Genomic DNA, 16772 nt, shown 5'->3' with positions numbered 1-16772 from the left:
AGGGCCCGCGCGGGCAAGCGCGGCCGGGCGTGCGCCTAAAATCGCACCACCCCCGGCCCGGTGCGGGCTGGCCCCGCGGCCGCCGGAGCCCATCACCTCCTCAACCTTCAGAGATCCATGTCCCTCAACAACGTCACCCCTGGCAAGAACACCCCTGAAACCTTCAATGTGGTCATCGAAATCCCCATGGACTCGGACCCCATCAAGTACGAGGTGGACAAGGAATCGGGCGCCATCTTCGTGGACCGTTTCATGACCACGGCCATGTACTACCCCTCCAACTACGGCTACGTGCCGCAAACGCTGAGCGGCGACGGCGACCCGGTGGACGTGCTGGTGATCACCCCCTATCCGCTGCTGCCCGGCGTGGTCGTGCCCTGCCGCGCGCTCGGCATCCTGAAGATGGAAGACGAAGCGGGCGTCGATGGCAAGGTGCTGGCCGTGCCCACCACCAAGGTCCTCAAGATGTACGAAAACTGGAAGACCGTGGACGACGTGAACCCGATGCGCCTGAAGGCCATCAGCCACTTCTTCGAGCACTACAAGGACCTGGAAGAAGGCAAGTGGGTCAAGGTGCTGGGCTGGGAAGGCATCGAGGCCGCCCACCAGGAAATCGTGGAAGGCCTGGCCAACTACAAGAAGTGAGAGGGCGCTTCCCTTTAGCTCCTTTTCCCCAGGTTCCTCAATTCCGGCCGCCGCCCTGGCGCCCGGGGCCGAACCTGCCAAAGCCTGCCGGCCTGCGTGCCCGCAGGCTTTTTTCATGGGGCGGTATCTGCGGATGGCGCTGGGCCGCAACGGATTTGAATACTGTATATTTAAACAGTCTTCGATGCCCACCCCATGTCCCGCCTTGCCCTTGCCTCCCTCCCGCCGGACGCCGCCGCCCGCAGGGAAAGCGCTGCCCGCCTGGAACTGCCCGGCGTGTGGCAGGGCGATGCGCTCACGGCGCAGAACGGGCGCGTGCAGCCTTCCGGCCATGCGCTGCTGGATGCGGCGCTGCCCGGTGGGGGATGGCCCCTGGGGGCCATGACCGAGGTGCTGCAGCCGCCGCAGGGCGGGGCCGAGTGGCCTCTGGTGCTGCCGGCGCTCGCCCGGGCGGTGGCGCAGCGGGGCGGGCAGGTGGTGCTGGTGGCACCGCCCGCCGAGCCCTTCGCTCCCGCGCTGCAGGCCGCGGGCCTGCCGGCCGACCGGCTGTGCCGCGTGCGCCCCCTGCCTTCGCGGCACGACCAGTCGGCCGCCTGGGCCAGCGAGCAGGCCCTGCGCTGCCGCGACGTGCTGGCCGTGTTGGCCTGGCTGCCCCAGGCGCCGCCCGAAGCGCTGCGCCGCCTGCAGCTGGCCGCGGCCCAGCAGGCGGCGCTGCTCTGGGTGTTCCGCCCGCAGGACCTTCGCCAGCAAGCCTCGCCCGCGCCGCTGCGGCTGTGGGTGGTGCAGGGCGTTCCAGCAATCCAGGGGATTCAGGGGGCAGAAGGTTCGCCAGCGCTGGGGCACGCGCCGGGGCTGCCGGCTCCGGCGCAAGTCCCGGGATGGCCGGACGGGGGCAGGGCGCCCGGCGTGCTTCAGGTGCATGTTCTCAAGCGGCGCGGGCCGCCGTTGATGCAGCCGGTGCCGGTCTGCGCGCATGCGTCCGCGCTGTCCGCCGTGCTGGCGGCGATGCGGGCGTTGAAGGCGCGCCGGTTTCCGGGCGATGCCTCCGTGCCGGCTGCACAGCGGCCTGGCGCGCCACAGGGGGTGGCGGTCCATCAGGAGCGGGTCCATGCACTGGATCGCCGTGCCTTCGTCGCTGGATGAACTGCCGCCCGGCGCGCCGGCCGCCTCGGCGGGCTGGTGGGCGCTGCGCTTCACGCCTCGGGTGGCGCTGCTCGACGAAGCCCTGCTGCTGGAGGTGGCCAGCACCGAGCGCCTCTGGGGCGGCCGGGCCCGGCTGCTTTCGCTGATCCGGCAGCACCACCCGGCCTTCAGCGGGCAGGGCGAGCTGGCAGGGCCTGCCGAAGCGCAGGAGACCCCAGCGTCCGGACGGCCAAGGCAAGGGCCAGGACCAGGACCAGAAAAGGACAAGGCCGCCGCCCGCCGCCTGCCGCAGCCCTCCGGCGGCGACCCGGCACTGGCCCAAGGCGCCACGGCCTTCGAAGCCCTGGCCCTGCTGCGGCTGGCCGAGGCCGACCCTCCGCATCGCCCGCCGCGCCGGTTGCCGCACGACCTGCCCCTGCGCACCCTGGCGGCCCTGCGCCCGCACGCCGCCAGCCTGGAGCGCATGGGCTGCCGCACGCTGGGCGCGCTGCGGGCCTTGCCGCGGGCGGGCGTGGCGCGCCGGTTCGGGGCCGATGCGCTGCGGGCGCTGGACCAGGCCTTTGGCGACGTGCCCCATCCCTTGCCCTGGATCGAGCTGCCCGAGCGCTTTTCGCTGTCGGCCGAGCTGCCCGCGCTGGCCGAATCGGCCGGCACCTTGCTGTGGTCCGCCAACCGGCTGCTCGGGGTGCTGCACGGCTGGCTGCAGGCGCGCCAGCAGGGCGTGCTGGCGCTGGAGCTGGCCTGGCGCCACGACCTGCGCCGCATCGACGGCGTGGACGTGCCAGCCCAGCAAAGCCTGACGGTGCGCACGGCCGAGCCTACGCAGGACCTGGCCCATCTGCGCCGCCTGCTCGCCGAGCACCTGGGCCGCCAGCGCCTGGCCGCGCCGGTGAACCAGATCACCCTGAGCGGCACCGACACCCGTCCCTGGGCCGAGGCCAGCGCCAGCCTGCTGCCGCCCAGCCCCGAAGACGCACGGCGCGCGCAGGGCGAGCCCTGGCACCAGTGGGTGGAGCGGGTCTCGGCCCGGCTCGGCGCGCAGCAGGTGCAGGTGGCCGTGCTGCAGGCGGATCACCGGCCGGAATGCATGCTGCGCTGGGAGCCGGCCGCGGGCCAGGCCGCACCGGTGCCGGGGCCCGCCGGCATGCGCTCCCCCCGGGCACGCTCTGGAGGGGGGGCCGCGACCACGGCGGGGGCGGGCAGGGCGGACGATGGCCGTGCCACGGGGTCGGCCCGCCGCGATGGCGGCGCAGGGAGTGCTGGCAGCAGCGCCAGCACTGCCAGCCACCGCGATTCCCGGCCCGCCGCCGTGGCCGCCGATGCCGCGCTGTGGCCCGGCTGGCTGCTGCGCCCGCCCCAGCGCCTGGCCCTGCAGGGCAGCCGCCCGCTGTGGCACGGCCCGCTGCGCCTGCTGGCCGGTCCCCACCGCTTCGATGGCGGTTGGTGGGACGCCTCGCAGCACCTGGAGCGGCGCGACTATTTCGTGGCCCACAACGACACCGTGGGCACGGTGTGGATCTTTCGGCAATGGGCGGGGACGCGCGAGGCAGGCCGGCACGAGTGGTTCCTGCACGGGGTGTTCGGATGAGCGGCGCCACCGCCTTCCCATCCCCGGGTGGACCACCGACCCGGCCCACGCATGCCCTGCCGGACTATGCCGAGCTGCATTGCCTCACCAACTTCAGCTTCCAGCGCGGCGCCTCGCACCCCGCCGAACTGGTGCAGCGCGCGGCGGAGCTGGGCTACGCGGCGCTGGCGATCACCGACGAATGCTCGGTGGCCGGCGTGGTGCGGGCGCACACCGTGGCCAAGCGGCTCGGCCTGAAACTTATCGTGGGCAGCGAGTTCGCCTGGGGCGATCTGCGCCTGGTGGCGCTGGCGCGCGACGCCGAGGGCTGGGGCAACCTGTGCGAGTTCATCACCGCCGCGCGCCAAGCAGCCCCCAAGGGCGAATACCGCCTGCACGCCGGCACCGACTTCGCGCTGCTGCGCGGCTGCGAGGTGCTGCTGGCGCCGCGCCGCGACCGCCTGGGTGCTACTGATTTGATAGCTATCGAGGCATGTTTTTCTAGGGCATTGGCCCAATTGAGCCCATGGGGCATCGCCCCCTGGCTGTCCGTGGAGCAACCTTTGGCCCCCGACGACAGCCTGTGGCTGACCACGCTGGAGCAGGTAGGGCAGACGCTCGGCCTGCCGCTGGTGGCGGCGGGCGACGTGCACATGCACGTGCGCGGCCGCAAGCGCCTGCAGGACGTGGTCACCGCCGTGCGCCTGGGGCGGCCCGTGGCCGAATGCGGCTTCGCGCTGCAGCCCAACGCCGAGCGGCACCTGCGCGCGCGCATGCGGCTGGCCGCCATCTACCCGCCTGCGCTGCTGGCGGCCACGCTCGCCGTGGCGGCGCGCTGCACCTTCAGCCTCGACGAGATCCGCTACCGTTACCCGAAGGAAACCGTGCCGCCCGGCATGACCCCGGGCGAAGCCCTGGCCTGGTACACCGAGCAGGGCGCCCAGAGCCGCTACCCGATGGGCGTGCCGGAGACCGTGCGCACGCAGATCGCCAAGGAGCTCGACCTCATCGCGCACTGCCGCTACGAGATGTACTTCCTCACCGTGCACGACATCGTGCGCTACGCCCGCAGCCGGGGCATCCTGTGCCAGGGGCGGGGCTCCGCCGCCAATTCGGCGGTGTGCTTTTGCCTCGGGGTCACGGCGGTCGATCCGACCAAGACGCGGCTGCTGTTCGAGCGCTTCATCAGCAAGGAGCGCGACGAGCCGCCCGACATCGACGTGGACTTCGAGCACGACCGGCGCGAAGAGGTCATCCAGTACATCTACGACAAGTACGGCCGCGAGCGGGCGGCCATCGCGGCCGTGGTCATCAGCTACCGCACGCGCAGCGCGCTGCGCGACGTGGGCAAGGCCCTGGGCGTGGCGCCCGCGCTCATCGATGCCTTCGCCAAGGACCACCACTGGTTCGACGAGGCCATCGCCACCGAACGCCTGCAGGAACTGGCCGAGGCCGTGGACGAGCCGCTGGCGCCGCACATCGCCGAACTGTGGCTCAAGCTGGCGCGCGATCTGAAGGGCTTTCCGCGCCACCTGAGCCAGCACGTCGGCGGTTTCGTGCTCACCGAGGGCAAGCTCACGCGGCTGGTGCCCGTGGAGCCCGCCAGCATGGATGGCCGATCCATCATCCAGTGGGACAAGGACGACCTGGACGACATGCACCTCATGAAGGTGGACGTGCTCGCCCTGGGCATGCTGAGCGCGCTGCGCCGCGCCCTGGACCTGCGCGCCCTGCTGCGCGGCGAGCACTGGGACCTGGCCGGCATCCCGCGCGAGGACGGCACCACCTACGACATGATCTGCGCGGCCGACACCGTGGGCGTGTTCCAGATCGAAAGCCGGGCGCAGATGAGCATGCTGCCGCGACTGCGCCCGCGCGAGCTGTATGACCTGGTGGTCGAGGTGGCCATCGTACGGCCGGGGCCGATCCAGGGCGGCATGGTGCACCCGTACCTGCAGGCCCGGGAGCGGCGGTTGCGCGGCGAGCCGCTGGAACTGGAGCACAAAGAGTTGACAGAGGCCCTGGAGCGCACGCTGGGCGTTCCCATCTTCCAGGAGCAGGTCATGCAGATCGCCATGATCGCTGCCCGCTTCACGCCTGGCATGGCCGATGAGCTGCGCCGCTCCATGGCCGCATGGAAGCGCACCGGTGGCGTCCACCATTTCGAACAGCCGTTCATGGAAGGCATGGCTGCCAACGGCTATCGCGAAGATTTTGCCCGGCGCATTTTTCAGCAGATCAAAGGGTTCGGCGAATACGGCTTCCCGGAGAGCCATGCCTACAGCTTCGCCATGCTGGCTTATGCGAGCAGCTGGTTCAAGTGCCACGAGCCCGCATGCTTTCTGGCGGCGCTGCTCAACTCGCAGCCCATGGGTTTCTACACGCCCTCACAACTGGTGCAGGACGCCGTGCGCCACGGCGTGCGCGTGCTGCCCATCGATGCGGTGCACAGCGACTGGGACGCGACCCTGGAGGGCGAGCCCCAGCCCGTGCGTGGCGTGGCCGACTCGCAGCCGGCTGTGCGCATGGGCCTGCGGCTGGTGGCCGGGCTGGCGAAGGGCGCGGCCGAGCGGCTGGTCGCGGCGCGCGCGGTCCAGGCGTTCGCCGGCACCGAAGACCTGGCCCTGCGCGCCCGGCTGGACCGCCCCGCGCTGCAGGCATTGGCCGCAGCCGATGCGCTGCGCTCCCTGTCGGGCCACCGGCGCCAGCAGGCCTGGGACGCGGCGGCACAATGGCGCGCGCCGGCCTTGCTGCAGGACGCGGCGGTGAACGAGGCACCCCTGGCCCTGCCCGAGGCGCCCGAAGGCGAGGAGATCCTGTTCGACTACGCGGCCACGGGCCTCACGCTGCGCCGCCATCCGCTGGCGCTGCTGCGCGGCCGGCTGGAGCGCTGGCGGCTGTTGACCGCCCTGGCGCTGCGCGACATGCCCAACGGCCGCCGCGTGCGTGCCTGCGGCATCGTCACCGTGCGCCAGCGGCCCGGATCGGCCAACGGCACCATGTTCATCACGCTGGAAGACGAGACCGGGCCGGTCAACGTCATCGTCTGGCCGTCGCTCGTGGAGACCTGGCGCAATGCGCTGCTGCGCTCGCGCCTGCTGGCGGTGGAAGGCCTGTGGCAGTCCAGTCCGAACCCGCCGGGAACGCCGCCAGGGCAGGGCGCGGTGCGGCACCTGGTCGCCCAGCGCTGCAAGGACATGACCCCCTTGCTCGGCCGCCTGGCCCAGGCGCTGGACGGCAGCCGCGATTTCCATTGAGGCGTGGGCGAGGTTCCCGGGGAACGGTGCGTCGGTGCAGCGCCTCGGCCTGCCTCGCTACTGCCTCGCTATTGCTGCTGCTTCGCGGTGTGCCGATGCCAGCAGGCGCCCCTTTCAGGCACCACCGCGTCGATCTCTCTCATGCAGGGTAGCGCGACAGGTCCGGCTCGTCGAGCTGGCGGTTCATCAGCTTCGCGAACGCATCGCGCACTCCTGGCAGGCTGGCCAGATGCAGCGCGCCGTGCAGCAGGTGAATGCCCAGCCGGCTGTGGGGGTTCATCAGGCGGGGACCGATCTTGGGCACGTTCTGGCCCTGTTCAACCATCGGCCGCATGGCTTTTTCATAGGCGGCAAAAGCCTCTTCGAGCCTGCCTCCATCGCCAGCCCGTGCGATTTCACCGGCCAGCACATAGGCGCCCGTGAGGGCCAGCGTCGTGCCGATGCCTGCCAGCGGGGTGGCGCACCAGGCGGCGTCGCCCGTCAGCACCACACGCCCACGGTGCCACCGCGCAAGGCGCACCTGACGCAACGCGTCGAAGTAGAAATCGCTGGCCGTCTCCATGCCCGCCAGCACGCGCGGGGCCTGCCATCCGGCATCGGCAAACTGTTCGCGCAGAAAGCGCTTTTGCCTGTCCATGTCCCAGTCCTGCTCGCCCTCCGTGGGGCGCTGGATCGTCAGCATGGCGCGCGTGGTGCCGTGCCGGTCGGGCCGCAGCGAGACGCTTCGACCGCCGGTGGTGTGATACCAGCGCCACATCCGGTCGTCGTCCGGTGCACGGGCGATGGTGAAGTAGGCGAGCGTCAGGTCCATCCAGCGCGGTTCGTTTTCGCCGGAAAACACCCGTTCGCGCGTGGTCGAACCCACGCCCTCGGCGACGACCACCGCATCGAAGCGCTCCTGCTGCCCGCCCGCGAAGCGCACGGTCGCCGCCGTGCCATCGTCTTCGATGGCCGCCACATGGTCTCCGAACCGGTAATCGGCCCGCTTGCGCGCCGCGTCGTACAGCAGCCGGGCGAGGTCGCCGCGCAGGATTTCCATCTCGGCGGTGGGCCCGTCGCTGGACAGTTCTTCGGTCTTGAACTCGGCGACGGCACGGCCATCCTCGTCGATCCAGGCCGTGCCTTCCTCGCCCGTGCCCTGGTCCAGCGCTGCCTGCTCCAGTCCCATCCGGCGCAGCACCTCGCGGCCTGCACCGCGCACGTCGATGTTCTGCCCGCCGTCACGGAACTCCGGCGCCCGTTCGACCACGGTGACTTTGCAGCCGGACCGGGCCAGGGCCCAGGCGGCGGTGTTGCCGGCGACGCTCGCGCCGGTGATCAGGATGTGCCGTGGCATGGGGTTCTTTCCAGATGGGTTTCTCGAGACCGCTGTGCGCAGGGAAAGCGCGCCTATGGGATGCGGGTCAAAAATGGCTTCGGCGCATATTGATCTAGGGGGTTATGCTATTAAAAATATAGCAATCATGCCCGCCTTGGAGCGCTTCAACGCACTTGAGCGCGCCTTTGCACGTCTCAGCGCGCCTTGGCTGGCGTGGAGGCTGGCGGTTTTGGGGCTGCCCCTGCGGCACCGCCCTGCACCCTGTCCCCGGCGCGGGCCAGCAGCACGGCGCAGTTCTCGTCGTCGTCCGCTGCAGGCACCGTGATGGGGGCCAGCGCCAGCGCCACCGGCGCGACCACGGCGGCCGCCACGGCGGCGCCCGCGCGCAGCAGCAGCGGGCCGGCTTCCAGACCCACCTTGGGATCGGCGAACGGGCCCTTCACGTACAGCGGCGTGCGCAGGGAGAAGAACTTCCACTGCAGCGATTCGGGCTTGATGCGCAGGTCGAGGTGCTCGCGGCCCAGGTCGGCCGTGCCGGTGGCTTCCACCGTGGCCTCGTTGGTGCTCAGCTTCACCGAGCGGGTCTGCGCGATGCCGTCCTTCACCGCGAAGTCGGCCACGGCGCAGCGCAACTGCACTTCCTTGTCGTCGCCGAAGAGCTTGGCCACCACCACGCTCCCCACGTTGAGCGCGGCCAGGTCCAGCATCTGCTTGCTGAAACGGCCATCGCGGATGTACAGGCGGGTTTCGCCGCTGGCGCTGCCCAGCATGCTGGCCACCGACTGGCCACTGCCGTTCAGGGCCACGGCACCATCGAGCCGGCCGAAGCTCTTTTCCATCAGTTCGACCTTGGGAAACAGGCCCGACAGCCGCAGCCCTTCCACGCTGCCGCGCAACTGGGCCTTGAGCGGCTTCGTGCGGCTGTCCAGCACCACGGTGGAATCGATCTTGCCCTGCGCCACACCGAACTGCAGGGGCGAGAGGGTGAGCAGGGCGTTGTCCAGCACCGCATGCACGCGCAGGTTTTCGATCGGCAGGCTCTCGTCGCGCACGATCTGCTGGCCACTGAAGGTCAGGTCCAGGTCCATCGCGTTCCAGCGGTCGGTGGCGAATGCCACGTCGGGCAGCACCTTGCCGGGGCGTTTGGAGGTGCCTTTTTCCGCCTTGCCTTCGCCCGTCGGTGCGCCCAGCACGGGCCCCAGGTCGGCAAGACGCAGCTTCTTGGAGGTCATCGTGCCCTTGAGGCGGGGGCGGGGCTTGGCCGACGTGTAAGTCAGACTGCCATGCAGATCGCTGTCGCCCACGGTGCCGTCGAAATCGCGGTACTCCCACACCGCGTTGTCCGGCTCCAGGCTGCCCACCAGCCGGCCGCGCGTGCGAAACGGCGGCGTGTTCGGCAGCACCAGGCCGGTCAGGTCATACAGGTCGGCCATGCTCTCGGCCTTGAGCATCACCTTCAGGTCCATGCCCGACAGCGCGGCCGGGTTGGACAGGATGCCTTCCACCTCGGCTTCCACCGTGCCGGCCTTCGCCTTGAACCGCAGCGGGTAATCCACGACCTTTTCGCGCAGGTCCATGACGTGCCCGCCTTCGCCCCGGCCCTGGATGCGGGCCTTGGCGTAGCGGCCCCGCACCTCGAAGCGCACGCCGTACGGGCCGGGCGCCTGCCCGGCGGGTGTATCGATGGTTCCGAGCTTGGCGGTGAAAGCCAGGTCTTTCACGGCATCGGCATAGGCCAACTGGCCATCGCGCACCACGAGCCGTCCCACGCTCACGCTCCAGGGATTGGGCTTCGCCGGCCCGCCGTCCTTGGCGGGGCGGTCGAAGGTCCAGTTGTTGCTGCCGTCGGCCTTGCGGGCCAGCGCCACGTCAGGCACGGTGAGTACCAGCGTGTCGATGGCCACATGGCGCGACAGCAGCGGCAGGAGCCGAAGCGAAGCACTGACGCTGCCCAGTGTGGCCATGGGCTGGCCGGACGCGGGCACCGAGGCCGTGCTGTCCGGCGCGGCCGGCACGGAAGCCGCCGATGCAGCCGACACCGCAGGCGTGGCCGATGCGGCGGCCTTCTCGGCACGCGCCTTCACGGTGGCGGTGGATGCATCGTCCGTCTGCACATCCAGGGCGCCGAAGTGCCCGAAGTCCGCCCGGTTGTCCATCACCAGCCGGTCCGCCTGCACCGTGACACCTGGAACCCAGCGGCGCCAGCCGGTTTCCACGGGCTGCGGCCACTGCCAGTGGGCCCTCAGATCGCCCTCGATGGCAAAGCGACGGCCGGTGGCCTCGCTGACCTGCTGGTTGATCCAGGGCTTGGCCCGATTCCAGTCGAACCACGCCACGAAGGCCAGCAACAGCAGCAGCACAACGAGCAGCCCCGCCACTGCGGCAAGCGGCAGCCGCGACCGCCGCCTCCGGGAGGGCGTGGGCGATGCAGGGGCGGGCGCAGGGGAGGAAGGCGAAGTCTCAGGGGGCATGGTCATGGGCGTTTTCTTGGGGCCATGCTAGCCCGCGCTTGCGGCTTCCCCCCGCTGCCATGCCGCTTTGCCGCCGTTGTCCTACAGGGGAGACCATGCTGTTGCACGGGGCGGAATGACGTGCATCAAAGACTGTCGAACGGACCCGATGGCGTTGAGCGATGCGCTGCCGCGCCAAGCGGTTTCGGTCGGCAGGGCATCGTTTCGGGTGCTGGCCGCGCGCTCCTGAACGCAATTGCAACCATGCCTGCATGAGAAGATGTGCGTGGATTATTTGAAAAAACTGAGTCGCTCGCTGACTCCAAAAACCGTCTCTGCCGGAGAAGCTTCATCCTCCGAAACGGCCGAGCCGCAGGGACGCACCGTGGGCCGATCGAGTTCCATGCGTATTCCGGATGCCCTGAGTTCGCTGCTTGCGCGCCGCAGCACTCGGCGTAGCCAATCCATGGACCTGGAAAGCCGCCAATCCCGCGAGGAACTGGCCAAGCTGAAGGCGATGCAGCATGACAAGTACCCTTTGGAGGCCATGCTGGACGTGATCAACTTCGCATTGCTGCCCAACCCTCCGCAGGACACTCGCTCTCACGCCGAAATCAAGGCGCAGCGGCGTGAGCGATATGACCTGAAAAAACTGCGCCCAGGTCCCTCACGGCAGGGCTCGGAAGAAATCCAGCAGCTACTGCAGGAGCTGCTGCGGCGCGCGGCGTACTTGAAATCGGCCCGAACGTCAGCTTCGGACCTGTCGACCCGGCTGCCGCCCCTCGAGGAGCATCCCAGCGGCTCCACTGCCGATGCGAAAAAGCCCCCGCAAGACGACTCTCGTCAGCGAAATCCGTTCCGGCCAGGCCATAGGAAAAGGGGCTGAAAAGCCCCTTTTGCAGCGACCCAGAGACGCATCGGCATCTGTGGATCAGGCATCGATTGGAGCGGGTGAAGGGAATCGAACCCTCGTATGAAGCTTGGGAAGCTGCCGTTCTACCATTGAACTACACCCGCATGGCGCCAGAGGCTGGGGCATTGACTGGCAATGCCTTTCGCTGTGGCGCGCCGGATTATATAAGGCTCGTCGGGCTGGTTCCCGCACGACGTGGCAAAGATGCCATGCACGCGGTGCCTCGCTCGATTGCCCAGCCCTCAGCGATTGGCACGGCTTCGCCGCCGATGCATGAACAGTGCGAACGCTGCCATCAACGCCGTCAGAAGGTATCGCCCCCACTCGCTGAGCGTTGGGATGGCCGCAGCCGCAGCCACGGGTGGCACCGCCACGGCAGTGCAGACGACAGCGACGTTGCTGACGGGGCCCGACACCGTGCCGCTGCCGTTCGTCACGGTGCAACTCTGCGCTGGCGATGTGGGCTGGTTCAGCACGGACACTGCATAGGTCGCGCCGTAAGGCACGGCCGACAGCGAGAATGCTCCGTTCGCTGAAATCGACGCGTTGCCGCCGCCGTTGATTTGTAGAACGAGGCCCGTTCCCGTCAGCCCCGAAACCGTTCCACCGACGGCATAGCTGCACTGGCTGGTGACATCCGATGCCACCCAATTGGAGGCGGTCCCGGTGAGTGCGAAGTTCTGCAGCGTGCCGTCATTGCCCCCGGCCCCATCGGGCAGGCTGGTCTGCCCGGCATTGTTGCCTCCTGCATTGCCTTGGTCGAAAGCATATGAATTCGACGCACCCGCCGGGGCCTGGCAGCCGGCTTTGGCCGTGGTGACCTCGGAGGCGGTCAGGACCCGGTTGAAAAGATCGAAGCGATCCATCGATCCGGGGAAAGACTGCGCTCCGTCGGTCCGCGAACCGATCGTCATCAACCCATTCGTGCCGGTGGAACTGGCCCCACCGGGCATGCTGGGCTGCAAGACGCCATTGATGTAGAGGGCGACGGTGCTTGTCGAAGCATCCCAGGTCATGGCAACGTGATTCCAGGCGCCTGCCGTGACCGCGTCGGTGGATCTCGTCGACACCGTGGCGCCACCATTGACGACATAGCCCAGGATTGCGCCAGAGGTGGACATCAGCAGCGTGACGAAGTTGGACGTGTCCGTCTGGGCGAAGAACACCCGGGCGGCCGTCGGCAGCGAATCGGGCTTGATCCACACCGTGGTCGAGAAACTGTTGGCTGCAGCCAGTGCCGCGGGAACGGGCATCGCGACCTGGTCGTTCGCGCCATCGAAGTGCAGCGCGTTGTCCGCGGCCGAAGCCGAAAAAGCGGCCACGATGAGGCCGATCGATGCCAGCATCCGCCATGGTTTCTGTGTCCAGGCCATTTCCGCATCTCCTCTTCATCGGTCACCAATGGATAGTTGTGGAATATATCTGCAGTGGCATTGATAGCAACAGCCCCATTTCTTTCCGAACCCATGCGCCATGGGCCGGCTCGCCACAGCCGTGCGAAGCAGCCCCGGGGCGCGGTTTGCCGTGCAGATGCAGCCCGTTGCGGGTCACCCGCCCGGGGTACCGGGCCGCATGGGGGTCATTCCAAGGCGCCCAATTCCCGCTCGCTGTCGAAACGCCGGGGCACTCCGGTGACCGGGTCGTCGAACACCAGCGACCGCGCCAACAACTGCAGCGGCTGCGAAAAGTCGCCTTCGGGCGGATCGTTGACCACAGGATAGAAAGCGTCGCCGCGCAGCGGCAGCCCCAGCGCCGCCATGTGCACGCGCAACTGGTGGCGCTTGCCCGTCACGGGCGACATGCGGTAGCGGGCCCAGGCGCCGGCCACCTGCAGCACCTCGATGCGCGTGAGCGTGTTGGGCTCTCCTGGCACTTCCTGCATGCGAAAGAACTGGGGGCTTTCCTCCATGCGGCTGGCGTGCTCGCGGGGAAAGGCCAGGTCGTCGCGCCACGGCGCCACGGCTTCATAGGTCTTGGCGATGCGGCGGTCGCGGAACAGGGCCTGGTAGGCGCCGCGCGTTTCGCGCTGCACCGAAAACAGCACCAGCCCGGCCGTGTCGCGGTCGATGCGGTGCACGGGCGCGAGGTCGGGCAGGTTCAGGCGGCGCTTGAGCCGCACCAGCAGCGTGTGCTGCAGGTAGCGGCCCGTGGGCACCACGGGCAGGAAATGCGGCTTGTCGGCCACGAGGAGGTGGTCGTCCCGGTAGAGCACGGCTTCCTCGAAGGGAATGGCGGTTTCCTGCTCCAGCGCCCGGTAGTAGTACAGCCGGATGCCGGGGGCGAAGGGCCGCTCGGCCGTGGCCGGCACGCCGAACTCGTCGACCACTTCGCGCGCGGCCATGCGCTGCAGCCAGCCTTCGCGGCCTACGGCGGGCAAGCGCTCCACGAGAAAGTCCAGCAGGCTGCCCACGCCAGTCGAGGGCAGCGCCACGCAACTGGGGCTCACCCCGTCGCGCATGGGCAGGACGCGGGGATCGTGGCGGTTGTGCATGGCGGGCCGATTGTAGTGAGCCGCTCCGCCTGGGCCCGGTGCTGCCGCGCCATGCCGATTTCGTGGCGCCCCCACCGAAGGGGGGTTGGCTGGAATGGCCCGGCATGGTCCATTAGGGGCCCGAAATCTCTCACCCGAAGGAACTGCCATGCCAGACAGCGCGACGCCACTCCGTTGCAGGATGCGATGGCCCGCCATTGGCGTGGCGGCCGGCCTGGCCTGCGTGCTGTCGGGCTGCGCGCTGACCGGCGCGGCCGGCTATCCGCCGAGCGCATCGCGGGTTCTGGCCGTGCCCGCCGACCTGCCCACCCCGCGCCTGTTCGACTGTGCCGCGGCTGGCCTGGCGCGCATGTCCGAGACCGGCAGTGCGTGGCCGGGGATCACGCGCAGGGACGATGCACAGGGCCTGCTGGAGTCGGGCCACTTTCCGGAGTGGAACCGCAGCGGCTTTCGCGTGCGCATCGAACGCCCGCCCGGGGCCGGCGAGGCCACGCTGGCCCTCAAGGCCGGTGGCGCCTATCTCGCCGACCTGGGTGCGGCGCAGGCGATGAACGATTTCGAGGCGGTGTTGAGGCCCTGCATTGGCGCCGCAGGCGGCGGCAGAACTCAAGGCTGAAAGCCTGAAGCCTTTTGGGCCCGATGCCCTAGGGTTTCTTGCCTATCTTGCTATTAATTAAATAGCAAAACATTCAGGCGACCGCAAAGCCGTGCGTGCCGTCGCGCGCCAGTTGCTCCACCAGCCCGAACTCCCAGTCCAGATAGCCCTGCATGGCTTCGCGCGGGGCGTCGGTGCCTTCGTAGGGGCGGCGGTAGCGGTCGATGCGCGGGGAGGCCAGGCGCGTCTCGCCATGCTCCAGGGGCAGGTTTTCTTCGATCCATGCCAGCGTGCCGCCTTGCAGCACGGCCGTGGGCGCGCCGGTCAGCCGGGCGACAGCTTCGGCGGCATGGCGGGCGAGGGCGCTGGTGCCGCAGGTCAGCACATAGCGGCTGGCGGGCGGCACGTGTTCCAGTGCCTGCGCCAACTGGGACCGCAGGACGAACCAGGCACCGGGGATGTGGCGCCGAACGTATTGGGCGCTGGCGGTGAAATCCAGAACGGCTGTGTGCCCTTCGGGCTCTTCCCGCAGCCAGCGCGCGAGCTGACGTGGCGCGACCCAGGTCAGCGGCCCGTGCGGCTCGGGCGCGAGCGGCGGGGGCTGGCCCGTCTCCAGCGCGGCGGCAGGATCGGCGCCGTCGAGCACCCATACGTCCCAGCCCATCTGGGCCAGCCAGGACGCGGTCATGTTCGCTCGCGTGCCATCGTCGTCGGCCAGCACGATGCGGGCGCCGCGCACGGGCGCCGCATGGTCGGTTTCCTGTACGAGCTGGCCGCCCGGTGCGCTGCGAAAGCCGGGCAGGTGCCCGGCCTCGTACTCCTCGGGCGTGCGCACGTCGAAGCGGTAGGTGGTGCGGCCGGCTTCGGCGGCGAAGCGGGTCAGATCGGCCGGGCCGGCCCGGCGCACGCGGGCGCGGTCCGCCACCGCACGGGCGCGGGCGGCGGCAGCGGCGCGCTGCTCCGGCGGCACCGGCAGGAAGCGGCGGTCGGCGCCATGCTCCAGCGTCTGGCCGGCCAGCAGCCAGCCGATGGTGCCGTTGCGCAGCGCGGCCACGGGGTTGGGCAGGCCCGCGTTCACCAGCGACTGCGTGCCGATGATGCTGCGCGTGCGCCCGGCGCAGTTCACGATGATGCGCGTGGCCGGATCGGGCGCAAGCGCCTGGGCGCGCAGCACCAGCTCCGCACCGGGCACGCTGATGCCGCCCGGGATGTTCATAGTTTGGTATTCGTCGAAGCGGCGCGCATCCAGCACCACCACGTCGGCCTTGGCCTGCAGAAGCGCCTGCACCTCCTCGGCCGGCAGCGATGGCGTGTGGCGTTCGCTCTCCACCAGTTCGCCGAAGGCCTTGCTGGGCACGTTCACGTCGATGAAGACCTCGCCCCCGGCCTCCTTCCAGCCCTGCAGGCCGCCTTCCAGGAGCGACACGTCGGTGTAGCCCAGCGCGCGCAGGGTGCGCGCCGCAGGCTCGGCCAGGCCTTCGCCGTGGTCGTACACCACGATGGGCGTGGTCCTGCGAGGAATGCGGGTCCAGGCGTCCAGCTCGATCCGCCCGGCGGGCAGGTTGGCGGCGAACAGCGGGTGGCCTTCGGCGAACGGGGCCTCTTCGCGCACGTCGAGCAGTGCGATCTCCTGCTGGTCGAGCAGGGCCTGGCGGACCTGTTGGGGGCGGGTGGTGGCAAAGGCGGTGGTATCGGTCATGGCACTCATGGGGCGGCGCAGGCGGAGGGAGCGGTGTGGGAGGCCGGGCCGGCGAGCGGCTGGTTCCAGAGGTTGGGCAGGGTGGCGTTGCTGTAGCCGGAGACGAAAGGGCGCACGGAACCGTCCTCGCGGTACACCGACCGCTGCACGGCCCCGATGTTGGCGCCGTACACGTGGATGCTGATCGATGTCTCGCCGGCCAGCGCGTTGCTCACGCGGTGCACGTCGCCGATGGTGGGCGAGACGGCCTCGGTGTCGCCCGGCTGCAGCCGGTGCGGGGCGCCACGGGGCTGCCACCGGCCATCGCCGTCCTGCCCGTAGGCCTGCGACAGCTCCGCGCCGCGCAGCATGCCCACCAGGCCCCACACCGTGTGGTCGTGGATGGGCGTGGCCTGGCCCGGCCCCCACACGAAGCTCACCACCGAAAAGCGCCCGAGCGCATCGGCATGCAGCAGGTATTGCTGGTAGCGCTCGGGATCGGGCTGGGCATATTCCGGCGGCAGCCAGTCGTCGTGCGAGACCAGGTCGGCCAGCAGGGCGCTCCCGCGCGCGAGGAGGTCGGGCTCTGCCGGGCGGGGCTCCAGCAGGGCGGCGATCTGCTGCACGAAGTGGCGCAGGCGGGCCGTGTTGGGCGGGTTGTTCACGGGGGCGGTTGGCGAGGGGGCGGTTGGCATGCCGCCATTGCACCAGCCCG

The 16772-nt window shown here is 69.8% G+C and carries 12 protein-coding genes and 1 tRNA gene; 6 read left to right on the top strand and 7 right to left on the bottom strand.

All coding sequences use genetic code 11. The features are described 5' to 3' along the window. Window positions 1–117 precede the first annotated feature (117 nt). The 4 genes from ppa (at window position 118) to AVME950_RS01700 (ending at window position 6612) form a co-directional block, all read left to right on the top strand. Window positions 118–645 carry an inorganic diphosphatase gene (gene ppa / locus AVME950_RS01715; protein ID WP_272569020.1) on the top strand — a complete coding sequence of 176 codons (528 nt, stop codon included), beginning with the start codon at window positions 118–120 and terminating at the stop codon, window positions 643–645. A 195-nt stretch (window positions 646–840) separates the two neighbouring features. Continuing rightward, complete coding sequence (gene imuA, locus AVME950_RS01710; RefSeq protein WP_284428509.1) at window positions 841–1788, top strand: translesion DNA synthesis-associated protein ImuA; 948 nt, start codon at window positions 841–843, stop codon at window positions 1786–1788. Further along, entirely contained in the window at window positions 1754–3376 is a 1623-nt protein-coding gene (locus tag AVME950_RS01705; protein WP_284428508.1) for a DNA polymerase Y subunit UmuC family protein, read from the top strand. Before imuA ends, AVME950_RS01705 begins: the two co-directional genes overlap by 35 nt. Beyond that, entirely contained in the window at window positions 3373–6612 is a 3240-nt protein-coding gene (locus AVME950_RS01700; protein WP_284428507.1) for an error-prone DNA polymerase, read from the top strand. Before AVME950_RS01705 ends, AVME950_RS01700 begins: the two co-directional genes overlap by 4 nt. 139 nt (window positions 6613–6751) lie before the next feature. On the opposite strand, the gene AVME950_RS01695 is transcribed toward AVME950_RS01700, so the two are convergent. After that, entirely contained in the window at window positions 6752–7948 is a 1197-nt protein-coding gene (locus tag AVME950_RS01695; RefSeq protein ID WP_284428506.1) for an FAD-dependent monooxygenase, read from the bottom strand. Window positions 7949–8124: 176 nt separating this feature from the next. After that, on the bottom strand, window positions 8125–10401 hold the full coding sequence (locus tag AVME950_RS01690; RefSeq protein WP_284429548.1) for an AsmA family protein: 2277 nt from the start codon (window positions 10399–10401) through the stop codon (window positions 8125–8127). A 265-nt stretch (window positions 10402–10666) separates the two neighbouring features. On the opposite strand from AVME950_RS01690, the gene AVME950_RS01685 reads away from it, so the two are divergent. Then, window positions 10667–11266 carry a hypothetical protein gene (locus tag AVME950_RS01685; RefSeq protein ID WP_284428505.1) on the top strand — a complete coding sequence of 200 codons (600 nt, stop codon included), beginning with the start codon at window positions 10667–10669 and terminating at the stop codon, window positions 11264–11266. Between the two features lie 57 nt (window positions 11267–11323). Here AVME950_RS01685 and AVME950_RS01680 read toward each other — a convergent pair. The 3 genes from AVME950_RS01680 to AVME950_RS01670 all read right to left on the bottom strand — a co-directional run bounded on the left by AVME950_RS01680 (window position 11324) and on the right by AVME950_RS01670 (window position 13784). Then, window positions 11324–11397 (bottom strand) — tRNA-Gly (locus AVME950_RS01680). Between the two features lie 138 nt (window positions 11398–11535). After that, window positions 11536–12666: an IPTL-CTERM sorting domain-containing protein gene (locus tag AVME950_RS01675; RefSeq protein WP_284428504.1), complete on the bottom strand. Its 1131-nt coding sequence runs from the start codon at window positions 12664–12666 to the stop codon at window positions 11536–11538. Window positions 12667–12872: 206 nt separating this feature from the next. Beyond that, a complete protein-coding gene (locus tag AVME950_RS01670) occupies window positions 12873–13784 on the bottom strand; it encodes a pseudouridine synthase (protein ID WP_284428503.1) in 912 nt (303 codons plus the stop codon). Window positions 13785–13965: 181 nt separating this feature from the next. On the opposite strand from AVME950_RS01670, the gene AVME950_RS01665 reads away from it, so the two are divergent. Beyond that, on the top strand, window positions 13966–14400 hold the full coding sequence (locus tag AVME950_RS01665) for a hypothetical protein (protein WP_284428502.1): 435 nt from the start codon (window positions 13966–13968) through the stop codon (window positions 14398–14400). Window positions 14401–14473: 73 nt separating this feature from the next. On the opposite strand, the gene AVME950_RS01660 is transcribed toward AVME950_RS01665, so the two are convergent. Both AVME950_RS01660 and AVME950_RS01655 read right to left on the bottom strand, forming a co-directional pair. Continuing rightward, window positions 14474–16078 (bottom strand): rhodanese-related sulfurtransferase, encoded by a 1605-nt coding sequence (locus AVME950_RS01660; RefSeq protein WP_502869346.1) that lies wholly within the window; start codon window positions 16076–16078, stop codon window positions 14474–14476. Between the two features lie 5 nt (window positions 16079–16083). Then, on the bottom strand, window positions 16084–16752 hold the full coding sequence (locus tag AVME950_RS01655) for a cysteine dioxygenase family protein (protein ID WP_284428500.1): 669 nt from the start codon (window positions 16750–16752) through the stop codon (window positions 16084–16086). Between the last annotated feature and the right edge of the window lie 20 nt (window positions 16753–16772).

The organism is Acidovorax sp. SUPP950 (genome assembly GCF_030158935.1).
Lineage (GTDB): Bacteria > Pseudomonadota > Gammaproteobacteria > Burkholderiales > Burkholderiaceae_C > Paracidovorax.
The sequence above is the reverse complement of the archived record's forward strand: the minus strand, read 5'-3'. Positions and strand labels throughout refer to the sequence as shown.